At 73.6% G+C, this 21,323-nt stretch carries 17 protein-coding genes; 7 read left to right on the forward strand and 10 right to left on the reverse strand.

Annotation, left to right across the window (positions count from 1 at the left end):
- The first annotated feature begins 439 nt into the window (after positions 1 to 439).
- Positions 440 to 1,459, forward strand: coding sequence for a hypothetical protein (locus FE634_RS20900; protein ID WP_187366807.1), 1,020 nt, complete (start codon positions 440 to 442; stop codon positions 1,457 to 1,459).
- Positions 1,460 to 1,479: 20 nt separating this feature from the next.
- Here FE634_RS20900 and FE634_RS02820 read toward each other — a convergent pair whose 3' ends face one another.
- Together FE634_RS02820 and FE634_RS02825 are read right to left on the reverse strand one after the other, a co-directional pair.
- Positions 1,480 to 2,226, reverse strand: coding sequence for an SDR family NAD(P)-dependent oxidoreductase (locus FE634_RS02820; RefSeq protein WP_138875030.1), 747 nt, complete (start codon positions 2,224 to 2,226; stop codon positions 1,480 to 1,482).
- Between the two features lie 50 nt (positions 2,227 to 2,276).
- On the reverse strand, positions 2,277 to 3,257 hold the full coding sequence (locus FE634_RS02825; protein ID WP_138875031.1) for an LLM class F420-dependent oxidoreductase: 981 nt from the start codon (positions 3,255 to 3,257) through the stop codon (positions 2,277 to 2,279).
- Positions 3,258 to 3,390: 133 nt separating this feature from the next.
- Between FE634_RS02825 and FE634_RS02830 the strand changes: the two genes are divergently transcribed.
- Both FE634_RS02830 and FE634_RS02835 read left to right on the forward strand, forming a co-directional pair.
- Positions 3,391 to 4,983 carry a class I adenylate-forming enzyme family protein gene (locus FE634_RS02830; protein ID WP_187366808.1) on the forward strand — a complete coding sequence of 531 codons (1,593 nt, stop codon included), beginning with the start codon at positions 3,391 to 3,393 and terminating at the stop codon, positions 4,981 to 4,983.
- 49 nt (positions 4,984 to 5,032) lie between these two features.
- Positions 5,033 to 5,641, forward strand: a complete 609-nt coding sequence (locus FE634_RS02835; protein WP_137294237.1) for a TetR/AcrR family transcriptional regulator — start codon at positions 5,033 to 5,035, stop codon at positions 5,639 to 5,641.
- 15 nt (positions 5,642 to 5,656) lie between these two features.
- Here the strand turns inward: FE634_RS02835 and FE634_RS02840 are convergent, their stop codons facing one another.
- Entirely contained in the window at positions 5,657 to 7,108 is a 1,452-nt protein-coding gene (locus tag FE634_RS02840; RefSeq protein WP_148240335.1) for a glycoside hydrolase domain-containing protein, read from the reverse strand.
- Between the two features lie 121 nt (positions 7,109 to 7,229).
- Complete coding sequence (locus FE634_RS02845) at positions 7,230 to 9,125, reverse strand: zinc ribbon domain-containing protein (protein WP_138875034.1); 1,896 nt, start codon at positions 9,123 to 9,125, stop codon at positions 7,230 to 7,232.
- A 290-nt stretch (positions 9,126 to 9,415) separates the two neighbouring features.
- Between FE634_RS02845 and purL the strand changes: the two genes are divergently transcribed.
- The 3 genes from purL (at position 9,416) to FE634_RS02860 (ending at position 13,033) form a co-directional block, all read left to right on the forward strand.
- Positions 9,416 to 11,722, forward strand: a complete 2,307-nt coding sequence (gene purL, locus FE634_RS02850; protein WP_262347555.1) for a phosphoribosylformylglycinamidine synthase subunit PurL — start codon at positions 9,416 to 9,418, stop codon at positions 11,720 to 11,722.
- A gap of 67 nt (positions 11,723 to 11,789) precedes the next feature.
- Positions 11,790 to 12,113 carry a GNAT family N-acetyltransferase gene (locus tag FE634_RS02855; RefSeq protein ID WP_137294239.1) on the forward strand — a complete coding sequence of 108 codons (324 nt, stop codon included), beginning with the start codon at positions 11,790 to 11,792 and terminating at the stop codon, positions 12,111 to 12,113.
- A gap of 44 nt (positions 12,114 to 12,157) precedes the next feature.
- Positions 12,158 to 13,033 (forward strand): alpha/beta hydrolase family protein, encoded by an 876-nt coding sequence (locus FE634_RS02860; RefSeq protein ID WP_212721756.1) that lies wholly within the window; start codon positions 12,158 to 12,160, stop codon positions 13,031 to 13,033.
- 22 nt (positions 13,034 to 13,055) lie between these two features.
- Here the strand turns inward: FE634_RS02860 and FE634_RS02865 are convergent, their stop codons facing one another.
- From FE634_RS02865 to FE634_RS02875, 3 genes are all read right to left on the reverse strand, one after another.
- Positions 13,056 to 13,772 carry a hypothetical protein gene (locus FE634_RS02865; protein WP_138875035.1) on the reverse strand — a complete coding sequence of 239 codons (717 nt, stop codon included), beginning with the start codon at positions 13,770 to 13,772 and terminating at the stop codon, positions 13,056 to 13,058.
- A gap of 156 nt (positions 13,773 to 13,928) precedes the next feature.
- Positions 13,929 to 14,747, reverse strand: coding sequence for an ABC transporter permease (locus tag FE634_RS02870; protein ID WP_148240336.1), 819 nt, complete (start codon positions 14,745 to 14,747; stop codon positions 13,929 to 13,931).
- Positions 14,744 to 15,769 carry an ABC transporter ATP-binding protein gene (locus tag FE634_RS02875; RefSeq protein WP_138875036.1) on the reverse strand — a complete coding sequence of 342 codons (1,026 nt, stop codon included), beginning with the start codon at positions 15,767 to 15,769 and terminating at the stop codon, positions 14,744 to 14,746. The genes FE634_RS02870 and FE634_RS02875 overlap by 4 nt, the downstream gene beginning before the upstream one ends.
- Positions 15,770 to 15,831: 62 nt before the next feature.
- On the opposite strand from FE634_RS02875, the gene FE634_RS02880 reads away from it, so the two are divergent.
- Entirely contained in the window at positions 15,832 to 16,785 is a 954-nt protein-coding gene (locus tag FE634_RS02880) for a helix-turn-helix transcriptional regulator (RefSeq protein WP_212721757.1), read from the forward strand.
- A 14-nt stretch (positions 16,786 to 16,799) separates the two neighbouring features.
- Here the strand turns inward: FE634_RS02880 and FE634_RS02885 are convergent, their stop codons facing one another.
- The 3 genes from FE634_RS02885 to icmF form a co-directional block, all read right to left on the reverse strand.
- A complete protein-coding gene (locus FE634_RS02885) occupies positions 16,800 to 17,579 on the reverse strand; it encodes a helical backbone metal receptor (RefSeq protein ID WP_138875037.1) in 780 nt (259 codons plus the stop codon).
- Positions 17,576 to 17,920, reverse strand: coding sequence for a DUF4333 domain-containing protein (locus FE634_RS02890; protein WP_138875038.1), 345 nt, complete (start codon positions 17,918 to 17,920; stop codon positions 17,576 to 17,578). Before FE634_RS02890 ends, FE634_RS02885 begins: the two co-directional genes overlap by 4 nt.
- A gap of 96 nt (positions 17,921 to 18,016) precedes the next feature.
- Complete coding sequence (gene icmF, locus FE634_RS02895) at positions 18,017 to 21,244, reverse strand: fused isobutyryl-CoA mutase/GTPase IcmF (protein ID WP_187366809.1); 3,228 nt, start codon at positions 21,242 to 21,244, stop codon at positions 18,017 to 18,019.
- Between the last annotated feature and the right edge of the window lie 79 nt (positions 21,245 to 21,323).

Here is a 21,323-nt window from a genome sequence, read left to right on the forward strand (position 1 = left end):
GGTGGTCGACCAACGGGGGTGTCGCCTGCGGTGGTCGACCGACGGGGTGTTGCCTGCGGTGGTCGACCGACGGGGTGTTGCCTGCGGTGGTCGACCGACGGGGTGTTGCCTGCGGTGGTCGACCGACGGGGTGTTGCCTGCGGTGGTCGACCGACGGGGTGTCGCCTCGGGTGGTCGACCAACGGGGTGTTGCCTGCGGTGGTCGACCAACGGGGTGTTGCCTGCGGTGGTCGACCAACGGGGTGTTGCCTGCGGTGGTCGACCAACGGGGGTGTCGCCTCCGGTGGTCGAGCCGCGGGGACGGAGTCACCGCGAGTCGAGACCCTGGCGGGGTGTGGGGCGGTGGTCAGGGTTCGGCTGGCGGCGGGTCGCAGCTTGGCGAGCACGCATCGCTGCCAGAGGTCGAGCGTCATGATCGGACCGCCAGTACCGTCGCCACGTGCCCCCGGACAGCGACCTCGCCCAGCGACTGCTCGACGCGCAGGTCGCCTTCCACCTCGACCGGCTGGCCGGGGACGAGCTGGCGGTGACCGCGCGCCGCGCAGCCGAGGCGCTGCTGGACGCCGCCGGGCGGACGCCGCTGGAGGTGCTCGTCGACCGCGACGTCGTGGCGGACGTCGTCCGCCGGGCGCTGGGCACGGTGCCCGGGAGCGCCGCCGTCGGCGGGATCGTCGAGCTGGCGACCGAGGTCGTCCTCGCCGGGCCGGCCGAGCCGTTCCCGGTCGGTGAGCTGGCCGGGCGCGAGCAGGTCGAGGCGGTGCTCGACGCGGCGCTGGCGCTGACGCCGGTCGTCGAGCGGGCGCTGGACCGGCTCACGGACAACCCGCTCGCCGGCGCGCTGGCCTCACGGTTCACCGCGCGGATCGTCGCCGAGGTGCTCCAGGCCAACCGGGCGGTCGCCGACAAGGTTCCGGGCCTCGGTGCGCTGATGTCGTTCGGCACGAGCGCGGCCTCGCGGATGGTGGGCGTGGCCGACAAGCAGCTCGAGGGCCTGCTGGGCGACGCCGCCGGCCGGGGCGGCACCTACGCCGTCCAGGGTCTCAACCGCATCGTCGTGGAGACCCTGCGCGACCCCACGACCCGCGCCGCCCTGCTCGAGGCCTGGGACGAGCTCGCGGCCGCCGACGTCGACGGCCTCGGGCGGCACGTCGAGCGCGACGAGGTCACCGACCTCGTCGACGGCGTCCACGCCCTGGTGGTCGGCGCGCTGGCGACCGAGCACGTCGGCCGGCTCGCCGAGGTGGTCGTGCACGCGGTCTTCGACCGGTTCGGCGGGTACGCGCCGGCCGAGCTGCTCGACGAGCTCGACCTCGACCGCGCCGACCTCGTCGAGGACGTCGTCCGGCTGGCCCCGGGCGTCGTCACGGCGCTGCGCGAGTCCGGCGACCTCGAGCGCGCGCTGCGCGCCGAGCTGGCACCGTTCTACGCCTCGGCCGCGGTCACCGACCTGCTCCCCTGAGGCGCCCGCGGGGGTGCGGACTACTGCCAGCCGCCGTCGACGCGCAGGCACGCGCCGGTCGTGTACGACGACCCCGGGCCGGCGAGGTGGAGGACGGTGCCGACGACCTCGTGCGGCTCGGCGCACCGGCCGAGTGCGATCTTGGGCTCCATCTCCTCGCGCAGCCCGTCGGGCCAGTTCTCCGAGATGTCGGTGAGGAACGCACCCGCCTGGATCGTGTTGACCCGCACCGAGGGGCCGTAGGCGCGGGCGAAGCCCTCGGTGAGGGTGTGCAGGCCGGCCTTCGCGGCGGCGTACGGCAGGGCGAGCGGCTGCGGGCGGATCGCCTCGATCGAGCCGATGTTGATGATCGAGCCGCCGTCGCCGGCCGCCATCCGCTCGCCGATGACGGCGGTGAGCCGGAACGGGCCGCGCAGGTTCACCGCGACCACCTTGTCGAACAGCGCCTCCGACACCTCGGTCAGGCTCGGGTAGAGCGGCGAGAGCCCGGCGTTGTTGACCAGCACGTCGACCCGGCCGAGCTCGGCGTAGACGGTCTCGACCAGCGCGTCGCACTCGTCCCACGACGACACGTTGAAGGCGACGGGCAGGGCGCGGACGTCGTGCTGCGCGGTCACCTCGCCGGCGACCGCCTCGCAGTTCTCGAGCTTGCGGCTGGCGATGACGACGTCGGCGCCGCGGGCGGCGAAGGCGTGCACCATCTCGCGGCCCATCCCGCGGCTGCCGCCGGTGACGACGACGACCTGGCCGGCGAAGGTCTGCTCCATGGACGGGCTCCTGGGGGTGAGGGTGCGGGTGGCGGTGCGGATGGGGAGGGTCAGCGGGGGGCGAGGTCGCGGCAGGCCTGCAGCGGGTCGACGCCGGGCACGGGCAGCAGGGCAGCGACCGGCACGGTGACGCCGTGCGCCACGTGCTCGAGCATGCCCTCGCGGACCTGCTCCGGCGACCCGTGCAGCACGAGGGCGTCGACGACGTGGTCGGGGATCGCGGCCAGGGCCTCGCGGCGCTCGCCGGCGGCCCACGCGGTCCACATCGGCGCGAGCTCCTCCGAGCGGCCCAGCCACTCGTGGAAGGCGCGGTAGACCGGGACGTTGAGGTAGGCGGTGATCATCCGGCGCCCGATCGCGCGGGCCACCTCGGCGTCGTCGGTGGGCACGACGAGGATCCGCGCCACGACCTCGCGCGGGCGGTCGACACCGGCGGCACCGGTCACGATCGGCGCCACCCGGGTGACGTCGGTGGCCGAGAGCCAGTTCAGGATGGCGCCGTCGGCCTCGGCGCCGGCCAGCTCGAGCATCCGGCCGCGCAGACCGGCGAGCAGGATCGCCGGCGGCTGCTCGACGGCGACGCCGACCCGGGCGCCGCGCACGGTGAAGGTGTCGTAGGCCCGGTCCACGCGCTCCCCGGTCAGCGCGACCCGCAGGTAGCGCACCAGGTCTCGACAGCGCGACAGCGGCCGGTCGAAGGCGAGGTCGTTCCACTCGTGCACGAGCACGCTGGAGGAGGCCCCGATGCCCAGCGTGAACCGTCCGGGCGCGGTGGCCGCGAGGGTCGCGGCGGTCTGGGCGAGCAGGGCCGGGCCCCGGGTGAACGCGGAGGCGATGGCGATGCCGAGGTGCACGTCGCGGGTCACCGCGGCGGCGACGGCGAGCGGGGTGAAGCCGTCGGTGCCCATGCCTTCGGCGCTCCACAGGTCGGTGTAGCCGAGGTCCTCCAGCTCCCGGCAGACGTCGCCCTGCTCGGCGAGCGGGACGCCGTCCAGGGGGATGGTCATGCCCCACCGGGTGCTCGTGGCCATCGGCGTACCCCTCCCGGGAAACCATCAGAATCAGGCGGTTGCATTAAACCGAACGATCGCTAGGCTAGTGACGTTCGACACCCGCCGCAACCGGTGTCGCGCACCGTCCCCGGTCCGCCACCAGGAGAGTCCCATGACGCTCGCCCGCAACGTCTTCGGTCTGCTCGACCGCTCCGCCGAGAGCAGGTACGGCGCCCGGCCCGCGTTCGGCTTCGCCGACGAGACGGTCACCTTCGTCCAGGTGCGCGACCGCGCGCTGCAGGTGGCCGGCGGACTGGCCCGCGCCGGCGTCGGCCGGGGTGACACCGTCGCGGTGATGATGGGCAACCGCCGCGAGTGGGTCGAGACCTTCTTCGGCCTCGCCGCCCTCGGGGCCGTCTGCGTGCCGGTCAACGTGCTGCTGACCGGTCGCGAGATCGAGCACGTCTGCCGCGACAGCGGCGCGCGGGTGCTCGTCGTCGACGAGATCGGCAGCCGCAGCACCGCGCACCTCGACGTCGACTTCGACGCCTTCGTCACCGTCGGCTCCGCCGTCGCCCCGGACGGCGTGCGGGCGGTCTCGTGGGCCGACCTGGTCGCCGGCGAGCCGCTGTCGGGCGCGCAGCGCTGGGCCGGTCCGGCCCTGGAGGACCGGTTCATCCTCTACTACAGCTCCGGCACCACCGGGCTGCCGAAGGCGGCGGTGCACACCCACAACGGCGTCCTGTGGAACGCGATGGGGCAGGTGCAGGGCCTGGGTCTCAAGCCCGAGCACCGCTACACCGTCATCCCGTCGCTGTCGTGGGCGGCCGGGTTCCACAACCTCGTGCTCGCGCTCTGCTGGATCGGCGGGTTCTCGCAGGTCCGGCCCACCGGCGGCGCGACGATGGAGGGTATCGTCGCCGAGCTGGAGGAGCACCGCACGACCCACGTGATGCTGGTGCCGAGCCTGCTGCGCGAGCTGGTGACCCGCCCGGACCTGATGCAGCGGCTCTCCGACAGCGCGCTGACCTGGATCGTCACCGGCGCCGAGCCGGTGCCGCGCTCGGTGATCGAGGCCGTGTGTCGCGGCATCCCCGGGGTCGACGTCTGCCAGGGCTACGGGCTCTCGGAGTTCCCGACCATCACCACCGTGCTGATGGCCGACGAGGTCTTCGACCACGAGGGCTCGGCCGGGCGCGCGCTGCCGCACACCGACCTCGCCGTGCGCGACGCCGACGGCGAGATCCGCCGCTCCGGCACCGGCGAGCTGCTGGTGCGCTCACTCGCCACGATGGTCGGCTACCACGACCGGCCGGAGCAGACGGCCGAGGCGTTCCGCGACGGCTGGCTGCACACCGGTGACCTCGTCGAGCTCGACGACGACGGCTTCATCACCATCGTCGGCCGCACCAAGGACATGATCATCTCCGGCGGGCTCAACGTGTACCCGAAGGAGATCGAGGACGTCATCAGCCGGCTCCCCGGCGTCGTCGAGACCGCCGTCGTCGGCGTGCCGCACGAGCGGTTCGGCGAGAGCGCCGTGGCGATCGTGGTGACCGACGACCCCGCCTTCGACGTCGAGGACGTCGCCCGGGCCTGCGGCGAGCAGCTGGCGTCGTACAAGCGTCCGCGCCGCACGCTGGTGCGCAGCGAGCCGCTGCCGCGCAACGCCAACGCCAAGCTCCTCAAGCGCGAGCTGCGGCCGTGGGCGGCCGAGGTGCTGGCGAGCCAGGAGGAGCGGGCGGTCGAGGGCACGACGCCGTGAGGGTGCCACACTGACCGCTCAGCCAGGCGGTCGGTGAGGAGGAGAGACGGTGGCACGACCCCGAGCCCAGGTGCGCGGCGGACGCGTCGTCCTGGTCGAGTCGGCGGTGCAGAACTTCACCGAGCTCGGCTACCACGGCACGTCGATGCGCGACCTCGCGCGCACGGCCGGGGTCACGGTGGCCAGCATCTACCACCACTTCAGCTCGAAGCAGGAGATCCTCCAGCAGATCATGGTCGGCACCATGACCGACGTCCTCGCGCTGACCGGGGCCGCGCTCGACGAGGCCGGCCCGACGCCGACCGAGCGCCTCGGCGCCCTCGTCGAGGCCTGGGTGCTCTTCCACACCGGCCGCCAGGCCGAGGCGCTGATCGGCGCCTCCGAGCTGCGCAGCCTCGACGAGGGTGGCCGCGCCGCCGTCGTCGCGCTGCGCGACGAGCAGGAGGCGGTCTTCCGGGCCGTCGTCGAGGCCGGGGTCGCCGACGGCGAGTTCGCCACCACGCACCCGCTCGAGGCCGCCCGCGCGATCATCAACATGGGCTACTCGATCGCGACCTGGTACCGCGCCGGCGGCCCGGTCACCCCCGAGGAGATGGCCGGGCGCTACCGCGACCTCGCCCTGGCCACCGTCCTGGCCAGGTCGGTCACCGGGGCCTGAGCGGCGCCGTCCGGGTCAGCGGACGCCGGCGCGCAGCCGGGTCCAGGTCGGGGTGTCGGCGATGCCGGACGCCGTGATCCCGACCCGGCGCTGGTAGGTCTTCACGGCCTCGGCGGTGGCGCCGTCGAAGGTGCCCGAGACCGCGAGCTTGGTGCCGATGTTGGCGCTGTTAAGGGCACGCTGCACGCGCCGCACGTAGCCGCTGGCCGAGCCGATCTTGAGGATCGGCGCGTTGCCCCACGACAGCAGCGTCATCCAGTCCCGCGGGAACCAGTGGTCGCTGGCCGGCTGCGCGCGGTCGGCCTTCCACCGGCGCACCGAGTCGAGCACGGCGGGGGAGTAGCGCCCGTCGACGGCGCCGCGGTAGTAGCCGTGCTCGCTCAGCAGGCACTGCAGCGCCCTGACCTTGCCGGGAGCCGGGGCGCGGGTGCCGCTGGGTGCGCGCAGCGTCCCGTAGCGGCGGAAGCTGACGGTGACGCCGCCGCAGTGGGTCTCGCCCGGGGCGACCGACCCGCGGCCGACGTCCAGGAAGTTGCTGTCGATGTTGATCCGGACGCCGCCCCACACCTCGTCGTGGCCGCCGCGGTACTGCTTGACCCGGCCGCCGGGCACCCAGCCGTCGCCGCGGAGGTAGGAGGTGGAGGTGTTGGCGACGCCGTCCCAGCGCGCGACCCAGATCTGGTCGGGCAGGGCGAAGGCGCCGGGGCGGTTCACGCGGGCGTCGTCGAGGACCTTGATCCCGGAGCCGGCGCTGGAGTAGACGCCGGTGACGTAGCCGAGGCGGCGGACGTTGATCACCCAGGTGCTGACGAAGGCCAGGGCCGACTCCCGGCAGTGGGTGTTGGTGTGGTCGAAGCCCTCGAGGTCGTACCAGAGCGTGCTGCCGGCCGGGATGCCGAGGCGCTGCGCGTCGACCACGGTGGAGGCGGCGGAGTCGCGCGCCATCGCGCGAGCCTTCGGGTAGCGGTTGCGGGGGCCGGGGTCCGGGCTGATCTTGAAGTCGTCGGAGTAGCGCGGGAAGCGCGGCTGGCACGACGCCTGCGGACCCAACGTGATCGGCAGCAGCCGCCAGCCCTTGAGCAACTGGTTGCGGACCCAGGTCGGCGTCAGGTTGGGCTGCGAGCGGCAGGCCCGGGAGTCGCCGGAGATGTAGATCCCGACGGCGAGGAACGGCGACCTCTGCAGCCAGGTGTTCATCGTCGCCTGGGTCGGGGTCAGGCACTGGTCGAAGCCGTAGCCGGTGAAGTCACCCGGGGTGACGGGGAGCGGGGTGTCGGCCCGGGCGGCGCTCGGGACGGCGGTGGGTGCGGCGGCGCGCGACGTGCTCGACGCGCTCGTGGTGGGTGCGGCGGCGGTCGCGGCGGGCACGACGGTGGCCGTGGTGGCGGCCAGGACGAGGGCGCCGAGGGCGGTGGTCGCGGTGCGCAGCACCGTCCGGGGGCGGCGGGCGCGCAGGGCGGAACTCATGGCGGGACTCCAGGGGGAAGAGGGGGCGATCCGTCGTGCGGAACCGCACTCTAATCACAGGAGTCACACCAGTAACAGCGATCGGATTGAACTACATTCCTGTAGTTCTCGGGCGCTGCTCTCAGGGGGTCGGTGGTGGCGTCCAGCCGCCGGGCGGCGGGCCCTGACCGGGCGGCGGCTGCGGCTGCGGGGGCTGGCCCTGCTGCGGCGGGAAGGGCTGCGGCGGGTAGGGCTGGGGCGGGTAGGGCTGGGGCGGGTAGGACTGCGGTGGGTAGGGCTGGGGCGGGTAGGACTGCGGTGGGTAGGGCTGGGGCGGGTAGGACTGCGGTGGGTAGGGCTGGGGCGGGTAGGGCGGCTGCTGCGGCTGGGCCGGCGGGTAGCCCTGGGGCCGGCCGTGCGGCGCCGAGCCCCCGGACTGCGTCACCAGCGGCCCGAGCGCCGAGCGGACGCCGGGCGGCACCGTGAGGGCGTAGGCGGCCAGGCACGGCAGCGAGAGCCAGGCGGCGACGGTCCAGCCGTTGCTCGCCTCGGTCAGGTCCTCGCCGTTGAGGATCCCGAGCGCGACCAGGCCGACGAACACGATCCCGGCCAGGACGCCGAGCAGCACCACCCGGTGGGCACGCAGGTCGCCCAGGAGGGTCAGCGCGTAGCCGGCGCCGCCCGCGGCGGCGAGGAGCAGCACGACGACCACGACGGGGCCGGCCCCGAAGCCGTCCTCGATCGCGTCGAGCAGCAGCGCGACCGCGGTGAGGGCCGATCCTGCCGCCGACAGCTGGAGGGCGGCCGAGACGGTCCCGCGCCACGACGCGAGCGCGTCCGGGGTCGCCGTGGCCCGCTGCTGGGCGCGGGAGACGGCGAGCGCCGCGGCCGCCCCCGCGAGGAGGCCGCCGCCCCCGGGCACGAGGCCACCGGCGACGCCGTTCCACTTCTCCGGCGTGAACCAGGTGAAGAGGCCGTCGCCGTCGGAGGCGCGCGAGAGCAGCGCGACGACCACGACGGTGAAGCCGGTGGTGGCGAGCACCCGGCGCCAGGCGTCGGAGCGGTCGCCGAGGACCGACTGGAAGACCGGGTAGCCGAGCATGGCCAGCGGGGTGAGCAGGAACAGCACGACGGCCACCACCACCGACAGGAACGGGTCGAAGAGGTCGAGGTCGTCGGTGACGACGCCGTGCAGGAACCACGTGGTGAACAGCACGACCGTCAGCGCGACGGCGGCCACAGCCGTGGCGGACGCGACCCGGGTCCAGAGCCGGTCGCCGCCGCGGTCCGGCGACTCCTCGGCCGCCCGTGGCTGCACGGCGAGCGCGACCCCGGTCAGCGCCATGGCGACGGCGCTGCCGAGGCCGCCACGCCAGTCGTCGTTGATCTCGATCAGCTCGAGGAGCACCGCGGCGAGCACGCTGAGCACGAGCGGGGCGTTGAGCGCGAGCTTGGCCAGCGTGTAGTGCGTCTGGCTCCAGCCGGGCACGACGCGCGCCTTCGCGAGGTAGGGAACCGCGAGCGAGACGACCCCGAGCAGGACCGCGATGACGACCCACCAGCGCTCGCCGCCGTGGTGGTAGATCTCGAAGTCGTCCAGGTCCCACGGCATGCCCAGGGTCGAGAACAGCGCGAACGCGGCGGCGGCGTCGCGCAGGTAGTCGGCGACCGGCCAGCCCTGGAAGGGGTTCACGCGGGGTGCGGCCGGCTGCTGCGGGTAGCCCTGCGGCGGGTAGCCGGGCTGGGGCGGGTAGCCGGGCTGGGGCGGGTAGCCGGGGGGCGGCTGGTGGCCGGCCGGCGGGTGGCTCGGCGGGTGGCTCGGCGGGTGGCTCGGCGGGTGGCTCGGGGGCGCAGCGGCTTGCGGCGGGGGAGCCGCCTGCGGCGGCACCGACGGGAACCGGGTGGTCGGGTCCGGCGCCGGCGGGCCGCCCGGGACGATCGTCGGCGGTTCCGGCGCCGCCCCGAGGGGTCGTCCGCACGCGCCGCAGAAGGCGCCGCCCTGGTCGGGGGCGCCGCAGTGAGCACAGGAGCTCGCCATGTCGTCAGCCTTCCTCGGCCGTCGCGCGGCCCGTCGTCTCTCCCACGACACGGCAACCTATCCGGTGGCGGCGCCGTGCGGTCGCAGGCGTGGACGGGCGCGACGGCGGGGAGCCCGACCCTCGACCCCCCAGTCCCAGGGGCGGGCCTCCCAGCCTTCAGGGACAAGGAGTGGGGACGGACCCGCCTGATACACCGAGTTTCCGCCAACTTCCGGCGGACTCCGCGCCGACGGTGTCCGAACGCCGACGCGGGGCGTGGTGCCGACACGGCGACCGATAGATTGGCGCCGTGCCCGAGCCCCGGATCGTCGCCCTCGACACCGTCTCCGTCGCCGCCGAGGACCCCGGGCGCGAGCAGCCCTGGGCCGACCTCGGTCTCAAGGCCGACGAGTACCAGAGGATCCGCGAGATCCTCGGCCGCCGGCCCACCGGCGCCGAGCTCGCGATGTACTCGGTGATGTGGAGCGAGCACTGCTCCTACAAGTCCTCCAAGGTGCACCTCAAGCAGTTCTCCGAGATCCCGCAGGTCACGCCGGTCGGGGCGATGCTCGCGGGCATCGGCGAGAACGCCGGCGTCCTCGACATCGGTCAGGGCTACGCCGTCACCTTCAAGGTCGAGAGCCACAACCACCCCTCCTACGTCGAGCCCCACCAGGGTGCCGCGACCGGCGTCGGCGGCATCGTGCGCGACATCCTCGCCATGGGTGCCCGCCCGATCGCGGTGATGGACCCGCTCCGCTTCGGCCCGCTCGACGCCCCCGACACCCGGCGCGTGCTGCCCGGCGTCGTCTCCGGCGTCGGTGGCTACGGCAACTGCCTCGGCCTGCCCAACATCGGCGGCGAGGTCGTCTTCGACGAGAGCTACCTCGGCAACCCGCTGGTCAACGCGCTCTGCGTCGGCGTCCTGCGCCACGAGGACCTGCACCTGGCCAAGGCCAGCGGTGCCGGCAACCAGGTGATCCTCTACGGCGCCCGCACCGGCGGCGACGGCATCGGTGGTGCGTCGATCCTGGCGTCGGTGACCTTCGACGAGGACGGTCCGGCCAAGCGGCCGAGCGTCCAGGTCGGTGACCCGTTCATGGAGAAGCTGCTCATCGAGTGCACCCTCGAGCTGTTCCAGGCCGGCGTCGTGGCCGGCATCCAGGACTTCGGCGCCGCCGGCATCTCGTGCGCGACGTCCGAGCTGGCCGCGGCCGGCGACGGCGGCATGCACGTCGAGCTCGACAAGGTGCTGCTGCGCGACCCCCGGCTCTCGCCGGAGGAGATCCTGATGAGCGAGAGCCAGGAGCGGATGATGGCGGTCGTCGAGCCCGGCGACGTCGCGACGTTCCTCGAGATCTGCCAGCGGTGGGACGTCGAGGCGACCGTCGTCGGCGAGGTCACCGGCAACGGCCGGCTGGTCATCGACTGGCACGGCGAGACCGTCGTCGACGTCGACCCGCGCACCGTCGCCCACGACGGCCCGGTCTACCGGCGTCCGCTCGCGCGCCCCGACTGGCAGGACACCCTCCAGGCCGACGACGCCGGGTCGCTCGCGCGGCCGGCGTCCGGCGACGAGCTCCGCGCCACCCTGCTGCGGCTCGCGGCGAGCCCCAACCTGTGCGACAAGTCGTGGGTCACCGACCAGTACGACCGCTACGTGCGCGGCAACACCGTGCTCGCCCAGCCGAGCGACAGCGGGATGATCCGGATCGACGAGACGACCAACCTCGGCGTCGCCGTCTCCACCGACTGCAACGGCCGCTTCGCCAAGCTCGACCCGTACGCCGGTGCGCAGCTCGCGCTGGCCGAGAGCTACCGCAACGTCGCCACCAGCGGCGCGGTGCCCCTCGCGATCAGCGACTGCCTCAACTTCGGCTCGCCCGAGGACCCGGCCGTGATGTGGCAGTTCGCCGAGGCCTGCCGCGGTCTCAAGGACGCCTGCCTCGAGCTCGGCATCCCGGTCACCGGCGGCAACGTCAGCCTCTACAACCAGACCGCCGAGAACGCGATCCTCCCGACCCCGGTCGTCGCGGTGCTCGGCGTCGTCGACGACGTCACCCGGCGCACGCCGTCGGCCTGGCCCTCGGTCGAGGGTGAGCAGCCCGGTCACCGCGTCCTGCTGCTCGGCGAGACCCGCGAGGAGCTGAGCGGCTCCGAGTGGGCGCACGTCGTCCACGGTCACCTCGGCGGCCTGCCGCCGGCCGTCGACCTCGCCGCCGAGAAGCGGCTCGCCGAGCTGCTGCACGAGGCCGGCCAGCAGCTGCAGCTGCTCACCGGCGCGCACGACCTCTCCGACGGTGGCCTGGCCCAGGCGCTCGTCGAGGCCTCGATCAGCAACATGTGCGGCGTCGAGGTGGCCCTCGACGGCGTCCACGCCGACCCGTTCGTCGCGCTGTTCTCCGAGTCGACGGCCCGGGTGCTCGTCAGCGTCGCCGCCGACGACGTCGACCGGCTCGTCGAGCTGGCCGGGCGGCACGGCGTCCCGCTGACCGACCTGGGCCGCACCGGCGGCGACGTGCTCGCGGTCGGCCACGCCGGCGCCGACCTGTTCGACGTCAACCTGCTCGAGCTGCGCTCGAGGTGGATGGCCACGCTGCCCCTCGCGATGGCGTGACCCGGTGCGGGGCCCGCCCGGCGCGGGCCGCTCGCCTGCCGGTGGGCCGACCGGGCAGGATGGAGACGTGACCACGACGCCACCCGCCGCCCTCGACGTCGTCCGCAACGACGACGAGTCCCGCTACGAGATCCGGGACGGTGACACCCTCCTCGGTTTCGCCGCCTACCAGGAGACCCCCGAGCTGGTGGTCTTCACCCACACCGAGGTGTTCCCGGGCTCCGAGGGCAGGGGTGTCGGCGGCCAGCTCGTCGGCGGTGCGCTCGACGACGTCCGGACCCGCGAGCTGCGGGTGCTGCCGGTCTGCCCGTTCGTCCAGGCCTACCTCCAGCGGCACCCCGAGCACGCCGACCTCGACTACCGCGCACCCCGGTCGACCGCCACGGACTGACCCGTCCGGGCCACGGCCGTGGCCCGGTGCGGCAGGATCGTGGGGTGCACCGACGGACCCTGCTGCGCCTGCCGGCCCTCGGCGCGCTCGCGGCCGCCGGCGCGTCCCTGACCGCCTGTGGAGAGGACCCGCCCGTGGCCGAGAACGACGCCCCACCGCCCGGCTCGCCCGGCTCGCCCGGGCGGCCCGAGGCCGTCCGCACGGCGTACGGCGCGGACCCGAGCCAGTTCGGCGAGCTCCACCTGCCCGCGGGGACGCCGCGCGGCGTCGTCGTGGTGATCCACGGCGGGTTCTGGAGGGCCGCCTACGACCACACCCTCGGGACGCCGCTCGCGGCGTCGCTCGCCGCGGCCGGGTGGGCGGCGTGGAACCTGGAGTACCGCCGCGTCGGCGACGGGGTCGGCGGGGGTGGGGGCGCGCCGGCGACGTTCGACGACGTCGCCGCGGGCATCGACGCGCTGGCCGACCTCGACGTCGACACCTCCGTCGTGGTGACGCTCGGCCACTCGGCCGGCGGGCACCTCGCCGCCTGGGCGGCGGCGCGCCAGCGCCACGACTGGCCGGCGCGCGTCGGCGTCACCCACGTGGTGTCGCAGGCCGGCGTGCTCGACCTGCGGGCGGCGGCGTCGTCGGATCTCGGGGGCGGCGCCGCGACGGCGCTGCTCGGCCACGAGCCGACCGCCGACGACGCGCGGTACGACCCGGCGCAGCAGCTGCCGCTCGACGTCCCGCTGTGGTGCGTGCACGGCGTCGACGACGCGATCGTGCCGCTCTCTCAGTCGGCCGACTACGTCGCCACGGCCATTGCTGCGGGGGCGCGGGCCGAGCTGGTCGAGGTCGAGGGCGACCACTTCGTCGTCATCGACCCCGAGTCCGCGGCGTGGGCGCGCACGCTCGACGTGCTCGACACGATCGCGTAGCCGCCCTCAACGATGTGCCGGATCACGCCCGGTCGAGCATCGAGATCTTCTGCCAGATCTTGCGGCTCAACGAGGTCGTGAGGGTCTCCAGGTCACCGACGGCGTCGAGGACGAGGGCGTCGCGGGACTCCTCGGCGACCAGGGCCGCGGCCTTGCCGAGCAGGCTGAGGATCTCCGAGCAGTACTCCAGGTAGTGCACCATCTCGGTGGCACCCAGGCGCGGGTCGACGCTGCTCGGGGTGCCGACGTAGTCGGCGCGGAACCGCTCGGGGTCCTTGGTCAGCTGGTGCATGTCGACGACGTGCGCCAGCGAGCGCAGCCGGTGCAGCAGCGCGAGCGAGCGACCGCGCTGGAGCCGGTCGGGGATCGAGTACAGGAACCACAGGGCGATGGCGGCGAAGACGACGTCGTTGATCGTGGTCTCGATGAGCGGCAGCCAGTCGGTGCTGCGCCCGACGCCGTCGCCGTCGCCCCAGCCGGCGGCGTCGCGGAGCGCGATTGCCAGACCGACCACGGTCGCGAGCAGGACGACGCCGGCCAGCACCCGCGAGACGACCCGCGTCCGCCGCAGCTGCCGGTTGATGCCGGGCGTCGTCCCCTCGAGCTCGGCGACCAGCTCGCCCACACGGCCCACCACGCGCACGATCCCCCGGCCCGCGAACCGCGCCGCCACCCGCTGCTCGAGCCGCACCACCGTCTCGCGGACCCGCGTGGCGTCGAGCCGGTCGAGGTCGGTCACCCCCGCAGCGTAGGGGCCAACCCCCGCTGACCCGTCAGTGATCAGCGACGGGTCACCGCAAAACCCACGCTGACCCGTCAGTGATCAGCGACGGGTCACCGCAAAACCCACGCTGACCCGTCAGTGATCAGCGACGGGTCAGCGTGGGGGGTGGGGTCAGCTGGATCGCTTCATGGTGCGCAGGCCGACGAGGAGGCCGAGGGCGGCGACGGCGGCGGCCGCGAGCGCGCCCTGGGCGACCGTGCCGGCGGGGAGGGTGCCGGCGAACAGGGCGCGCTCGGCCTCGATGATGTAGCCGAGCGGGTTGAGGTCGGCGAGGAGGCGCAGCCAGCCGGGGGCGCTCTCGTCGATCGGCAGCAGGACGCCGGCGAGCAGCAGGAGCGGGAAGATCAGCGTCTGCTGGACCGTCCAGAACAACCAGTCCTGACCGGCGGAGACGAGGGCGAGGGCGAAGGAGAGGGCGCCGATGCCGACGCTGAAGAGCGTCAGGATCGCGAGCCCGAGCAGCACCCCGCCCGGGTGCAGGTCGAAGCTGAACGGCGTCACGACGGCCACGATCAGCAACGCCTGCGCCAGCATCGGGACGACCTCCTTGAGCGCCCGGCCGACCAGCAGCGACGAGCGTCGCAGCGGGGAGACGAGGAGCCGCTCGTGCGAGCCGGTGTTGATCTCCAGGCTGAGGTTGGAGCCGGTCATCGAGGCGCCCATCAGCGCGGTCATCGCGATGATCCCCGGCACGAACCACTGCAGCGCCGAGCCGCCGAGGCCCTCGTCCGGGAGCAGCGGCGCGAAGAGCGCGAGGAAGACCAGCGGCTGCACCATCGCGAACAGCACGGACGCCGGCTCGCGCAGCATCGGCCTCAGCTCGCGCAGCATGACGTTCCAGGTGTCGGCCAGGAAGCCGGGGGCGTCGGGGGTGCCGGTCGTGACGGCGTCCGCCGGGGTCGCGGTACCGGTGCGGGTCAGGGTGCTCATGCTGCTGCTCCTTCGGTCTCGGTGGTGCCGCTCTGGGTCTCGCGCAGGCTGCGCCCGGTCAGGTTCAGGAAGACGTCGTCGAGGGTGGCGCTGGCCACCTCGATCCGCCGCACGGGCGTGCCGGACGCCGCCAGCTCGGTGACCAGGTCGGCGGCCAGGTCGCGGCCGTGGGCGACCCGGAGGGCGACGTCGGTGCCGTGGGCGCCGACGACGTCGACGACGCTGCCCTCGATCCGCGCGGCGCGGGTGGCCGCCGCGGCGGCGTCGTCCGGGGTGGCGAAGCCGAGCGAGACGAGGTCGCCGAGCCCGGACTTGAGCCGCTGGGCGCTGTCGTCGGCGATCACCAGGCCGTGGTCGATGACGACGACGCGGTCGGCGATCGCGTCGGCCTCCTCGAGGTAGTGGGTGGTGAGCACGATCGTGGTGCCGAGCTCGCGGTTGAGCCGCTGCACCTGCTCCTGGAGGTTCACCCGGTTCTGCGGGTCGAGCCCGGTCGACGGCTCGTCGAGGAACATCAGCCGGGGCTGGTGCACGAGCCCGATGGCGACGTCGAGGCGGCGGCGCTGGCCGCCGGACAGCGTGGAGACCGGACGACCGGCGTGCTCGGCGAGGTCGAAGGCCGCCAGCAGCTCGTCGGCGCGGGCGTTCGCCTCGGCGCGGCCCAGGCCGTGGGCCCGGGCCTGGCTGACGACCTCGTCGCGCCCGCGCTGCTGGTGCCCGGCGGCGTTGCCCTGCCCGACGTAGCCGATGCAGCGGCGCACGGCGCGCTGCTCGGTGACGACGTCGTGGCCGGCGACCTGGGCGGTGCCCGACGTCGGCGCGACGAGCGTGGTGAGCATGCGCAGCGTCGTCGACTTGCCGGCGCCGTTCGGGCCGAGGAAGGCGACGAGCTCGCCGTCGGTGACCTCCAGGTCGAGGCCGCGGACGGCGTCCACGGTCTGCTTGTGACGGGTGAAGGTCTTGGTCAGTCCCTGCGTCCGGATGACCGGACCTGGCTGGTGGGGGTGGGGTGAGGTGGTCATGCCGACCACGCTAGGAGCGATTCCGGTCAGGTACTGGCCTCAATGCGACCTATCGTGGAGTCATGTCCACCAGCGCCCGGATGCTCTCGCTGCTCTCCCTGCTCCAGACCCACCGGTACTGGCCCGGTGAGGAGCTGGCGGCCCGGCTGGAGGTGAGCGGGCGCACGCTGCGCCGCGACATCGAGCGGCTGCGCGACCTCGGCTACTGCGTCGACGCCTCGCGCGGGGTGGCCGGCGGCTACCAGCTGCGCGCCGGCGGCCAGCTGCCGCCGCTCCTGCTCGAGGACGACGAGGCGGTCGCCATCGCCGCCGGCCTGCGGTCGGCGGCCGCCGGGTCGGTCGGTGGCCTCGAGGAGACGTCGGTCCAGGCCCTCACGAAGGTGGTCGCGCTGATGCCGCCGGCGCTGCGACGCCGGATGGACGCGTTGGCCACGCAGACCGACGCGCCCGGTCCGTGGCGCGAGGGCCCGGGCGTCGACGCCGTCCTGCTGACGACGCTGGCCCAGGCCTGCCGCGACGACGAGCCGCTGGCCTTCGCCTACCAGGCCCGCGGCGCCGACGTCACCCGGCGGCGGGTCGAGCCGCACCGGCTGGTCTCCCTGGGACGCCGCTGGTACCTCGTCGCCTACGACCGCGACCGCCAGGACTGGCGCTCCTTCCGCGTCGACCGGATCACCGACGCCGCCGCGACCGGCCAGCGCTTCCGCCCGCGCGACCTGCCCGCCGAGAGCGCCCTGGCCTTCGTCCGGTCCGGCTTCCGCCGGATCCCGCACCGCCACGACGTCCGCGTGCGGGTGACCGCCCCCGCCCCGCGGGTGGCCGACGCCGTGGGCCAGTGGGGCACGGTGACGCCCGACGGCGAGGACGCCTGCCTGCTCGAGATGAACGTCGACGCGCTCGAGTGGCCGGTCATGGTCCTCGCCCGGCTCGCCGTCCCGTTCACCGTCGACTCGCCGCCCGAGCTCCGCGCCGCCTGCTCCTCGGTGGCCGAGCTCTTCTCGGCCGCCTCCGCCTGAGGTTCCCGGAGTGCTCAGGCGCGCAGCGCGGCGGCCTCGACGAGGGAGGGGCCGTACCAGGTGATCAGCCGGCCCGACACGAGCTCGGTCGGGGTCCGGGTGAAGGCCTCCGGGCCGTCGTCGGCGGTGAAGACGTAGGGCTCGTCGGGCAGCAGGACGACGTCGGCGCCGGCGGCGTCGAGGTCGGCCAGGTCGACGGCGGGGTAGCGACCGGCCGCCCGGCCCGGCAGCGCGCCCGACAGCGGGCCCGACGTCGCGGGGTCGGCGTACACGTTCGCCCACCCCAGCCGGCGGAGCAGGTCGGTGGTGAACGTCGGGGCGCCGACCACCATCCAAGGGTCGCGCCAGATCGGGACGGCGACGGTGCGGGTGACCGGGGGCAGCGGGCCGCACCAGAGCCCGTGCGACTCGGTGAGCCAGGCGGGCGTCGTCCAGCCGAGGGCGCCGAGCAGCCGCTCCATCGAGGCGACCGCCTGCGGGACGGTCTCGATGTCGGTCACCCAGACCGCGACCCCCGACTCCCTCAGGCGTCGCACGTCGAGCTCGCGGTTCTCCTCCTTGTTGGCGACCACGACGTCGGGCGCCAGCGCGCGGATCGCCGCGAGGTCGGGGTTCTTGGTGCCGCGGACCCGGGTGACGTCGAGGTCGGCGGGGTGGGTGCACCAGTCGGTCGCACCGACCACGGCGTCCGGCTCGACGGAGACCAGGGCCTCGGTCAGCGACGGGACCAGCGAGACGACGCGCCGGGCCGGCCCGGCGAGCGGGACGGCGGTGCCGAGGTCGTCGAGGCTCACATGACCTCGTCGTCGACCTGGATGTCGAAACCGACGTCGGTGCCGTCGACGTCGGTGACCGTCACGGTCACCCCGACCTCGTCCTCGCCGGCGGTGAGCACGCACCGCATCGTCTCGTCGACCTCGCCCTCGAGGTCGCCCGGGCAGGCGACGGCGTCGGGGGCCTGGCCGACCTGCGCCTCGAGCTCCTCGCTGATCTTGGTCTCGACCTCGGCCTGGTCGACGCTCGGCGTGTCGGAGCCGACCGACACCTCGGCCGAGCAGCCGCCGAGCACGAGCGCGGCCGCGCCGACGAGGAGGAGCGGGCGCAGCAGGACGAAGTGGCGCCGGGGGGAGGTCATGGGCTCACGGTAGGGGTGCGGTGACCCCCTCCGTCGCCGAACCCCACCATCTCGTGCCGACCCAGGTCGTGGGGGGACGCGTCGCTCGTCCGCCGCTCAGACGTTGCGGCGGTACTGGCCGCCGACCTCGAAGAAGGCGTCGGTGACCTGGCCGAGGGTGCAGACGCGGGCGGCGTCCATGAGGACGGCGAACACGTTCTCGTCGGTGGTCGCGGCCTCCTTCAGGCGCGCCAGGGCGGCGGCGGCCTCCTCGGTGTGGGCCTCCTGGAAGGAGCGGACGCCGTCGAGCTGCGACTGCTTCTCGGTGTCGGTGGCGCGGGCCAGCTCGACGTGGGTCGGGGTGCCGCCGTCGCCGGCCGGCTTGCGGAAGGTGTTGACGCCGACGATCGGGAGCGAGCCGTCGTGCTTGCGGTGCTCGTAGAGCATCGACTCGTCCTGGATCCGACCGCGCTGGTAGCCGGTCTCCATCGCGCCGAGGACGCCGCCGCGCTCGTTGATCGCGTCGAACTCCTCCAGCACCGCCGCCTCCACGAGGTCGGTGAGCTCGTCGATGATGAACGAGCCCTGGAGCGGGTTCTCGTTCATCGCCAGGCCCCACTCGCGGTTGATGATCAGCTGGATCGCGAGCGCACGACGCACCGACTCCTCCGACGGCGTCGTGACGGCCTCGTCGTAGGCGTTGGTGTGCAGCGAGTTGGCGTTGTCGTAGATCGCGATCAGCGCCTGCAGCGTGGTGCGGATGTCGTTGAAGTCCATCTCCTGGGCGTGCAGGGAGCGGCCCGAGGTCTGCACGTGGTACTTCAGCTTCTGCGAGCGGTCGTTGGCGCCGTACTTGTCGCGCATGGCGACGGCCCAGATGCGGCGCGCGACCCGCCCGATCACGGAGTACTCCGGGTCCATGCCGTTGGAGAAGAAGAACGACAGGTTCGGCGCGAAGTCGTCGATGTCGAGACCGCGCGCGAGGTAGGACTCGACGTAGGTGAAGCCGTTGGCCAGGGTGAAGGCGAGCTGGCTGATCGGGTTCGCCCCGGCCTCGGCGATGTGGTAGCCGGAGATCGAGACCGAGTAGAAGTTGCGCACCTTGTTCTGGATGAACCACTCCTGGATGTCGGCCATCATCCGCAGCGAGAACTCGGTGGAGAACAGGCAGGTGTTCTGGCCCTGGTCCTCCTTGAGGATGTCGGCCTGCACCGTGCCGCGGACGTTGGCCACGGCGTGCGCGGCGAGCATCGCGCGCTCCTCCTCCGACGGCTCGCGGCTCTCCCGCTCCCGGAAGGCGTCGACCTGCTGGTCGATCACGGTGTTGAGGAAGAAGGCCAGCACGGTCGGGGCCGGGCCGTTGATCGTCATCGAGACGCTCGTGGACGGCGCCACGAGGTCGAAGCCGCCGTAGAGCACCTTCATGTCGTCGAGGGTCGCGACGCTGACGCCGGACGTGCCGACCTTGCCGTAGATGTCGGGGCGCTCGTCGGGGTCGCGCCCGTACAGCGTCACCGAGTCGAACGCCGTCGAGAGCCGCTTGGCGTCGCCGTCGGCGCTGAGGATCTTGAAGCGGCGGTTGGTGCGCGCCGGGTCGCCCTCGCCGGCGAACATCCGGGCGGGGTCCTCGCCGTCGCGCTTGAACTGGAACACGCCGGCGGTGTACGGGAACAGGCCCGGCAGGTTCTCGCGGCGCCAGAACCGGACCAGCTCGCCGTGGTCGGTGTAGGTCGGCAGCGCGACCCGGCGGATCTTGTTGCCCGACAGCGACTCCCGCACCAGCTGGGTGTGGATCTCCTTGTCGCGGACCACGACGACCTGCTCGTCGCCGGAGTAGGCCTCGACCACCGAGGACCAGTCGTCGATCTGGTCGCGCACCTCGCGGGGCAGGTCCTCGCGCGCGGACTCGAGCAGCCGGTCGACCTCCTCACGGTCGCGGAGCTCCTCGGCCACCGCGGCCAGGCGCTGCACGCGCCGGGCGGCCTCGGCCAGCTCGTCGGTGCGCCGGTGGTAGCCGCGCACGGTCTCGGTGATCTCGGAGAGGTAGCGGATCCGCTCGCCCGGGATGACCTGCTTGATCGCCGACGACGTCTTGGTGTCGACCGCGGCGAGGGTGCCGTCGGCGACCGGGAGCCCCTGCTCGGCCAGGAGGCCGCGCAGGTGCTGGTAGAGCGAGGTGACGCCGTCGTCGTTGAACCGCGCGGCCGAGGTGCCGTAGACCGGCATGTCGGCGGGCTGCTGGCCGAAGGCCTCGCGGTTGCGGACGAGCTGGCGGCCGACGTCGCGCAGGGCGTCGGCGGCGCCGCGGCGCTCGAACTTGTTGATCGCCACGACGTCGGCGAAGTCGAGCATGTCGATCTTCTCCAGCTGCGAGGCGGCGCCGAACTCGGGCGTCATGACGTACATCGAGGTGTCGACGAACGGCACGATCGCGGCGTCGCCCTGGCCGATGCCGGGGGTCTCGACCACGACGAGGTCGAAGCCGGCGGCCTTGAGGACGTCGATGACGTCGGGCAGGTGGTCGGGCAGCTCGTGCGCGCCGCGGGTGGCCAGCGAGCGGAAGTAGACGCGGTCGCCGTCGAGGGAGTTCATCCGGATCCGGTCGCCGAGCAGCGCCCCGCCGCCCTTGCGCCGGGTCGGGTCGATGGCGACGACGGCGACCCGCAGCTTGTCCTGCTGGTCGACGCGGAAGCGGCGCACGAGCTCGTCGGTCAGCGACGACTTGCCCGAGCCGCCGGTGCCGGTGATGCCGAGCACGGGGGCGGGGTGGCGGGCCGCGGCGGCGCGGACGGCGTCCAGCACCTCGCCGTCGAGGCGACCGAGCTCGGCGCCGGTGATCGCCCGGGCCACGGCGAACCGGTCGCCGCTGATGACCTGCTCGGCGGTGACCTGCTTGGTCTCCCACAGGTCGCTGTCGCAGTCGGCGACGACGGAGTTGATCATCCCGACCAGGCCCATCCGCTGGCCGTCCTCGGGGGAGAAGATGGTGACGCCCGAGGCCCGCAGCCGCTGGATCTCGTCGTGCACGATGACGCCGCCGCCACCCCCGACGACCTTCACGTGGTCGGCGCCCTGGGCGCGCAGCGACTCCACGAGGTACTCGAAGTACTCGATGTGGCCGCCCTGGTAGGACGAGACGGCGACGCCCTGGACGTCCTCCTCCAGCGCGGCGTCGACGACCTCCTGCACGGAGCGGTTGTGGCCGAGGTGGACGACCTCGCACCCCTGGCTCTGGAAGATCCGCCGCATGATGTTGATCGAGGCGTCGTGGCCGTCGAACAGGCTGCTCGCGGTGACGAGGCGGACGGGGTTCTGCGGCACGTGCAGGGCGGGGCGGTCGGGCACGGTGGCTCCCAGGGGGCGGCGCGGCGGGGCGAACTGGTAGGACGCCGCACCAGATTACTAGGAAGTCCAACCAGTTACC

The organism is Nocardioides sp. S-1144, assembly GCF_005954645.2.
Lineage (GTDB): Bacteria > Actinomycetota > Actinomycetes > Propionibacteriales > Nocardioidaceae > Nocardioides > Nocardioides dongxiaopingii.

Bases quoted from the DNA above. Each gene is read 5' to 3' on its own strand.
- FE634_RS02820 (WP_138875030.1), bottom strand. From the start codon at position 2,226: ATGGAGCAGACCTTCGCCGGCCAGGTCGTCGTCGTCACCGGCGGCAGC.
- FE634_RS02825 (WP_138875031.1), bottom strand. From the start codon at position 3,257: ATGGCCACGAGCACCCGGTGGGGCATGACCATCCCCCTGGACGGCGTC.
- FE634_RS02830 (WP_187366808.1), top strand. From the start codon at position 3,391: ATGACGCTCGCCCGCAACGTCTTCGGTCTGCTCGACCGCTCCGCCGAG.
- FE634_RS02840 (WP_148240335.1), bottom strand. From the start codon at position 7,108: ATGAGTTCCGCCCTGCGCGCCCGCCGCCCCCGGACGGTGCTGCGCACC.
- FE634_RS02845 (WP_138875034.1), bottom strand. From the start codon at position 9,125: ATGGCGAGCTCCTGTGCTCACTGCGGCGCCCCCGACCAGGGCGGCGCC.
- FE634_RS02870 (WP_148240336.1), bottom strand. From the start codon at position 14,747: ATGAGCACCCTGACCCGCACCGGTACCGCGACCCCGGCGGACGCCGTC.
- FE634_RS02875 (WP_138875036.1), bottom strand. From the start codon at position 15,769: ATGACCACCTCACCCCACCCCCACCAGCCAGGTCCGGTCATCCGGACG.
- FE634_RS02880 (WP_212721757.1), top strand. From the start codon at position 15,832: ATGTCCACCAGCGCCCGGATGCTCTCGCTGCTCTCCCTGCTCCAGACC.
- FE634_RS02890 (WP_138875038.1), bottom strand. From the start codon at position 17,920: ATGACCTCCCCCCGGCGCCACTTCGTCCTGCTGCGCCCGCTCCTCCTC.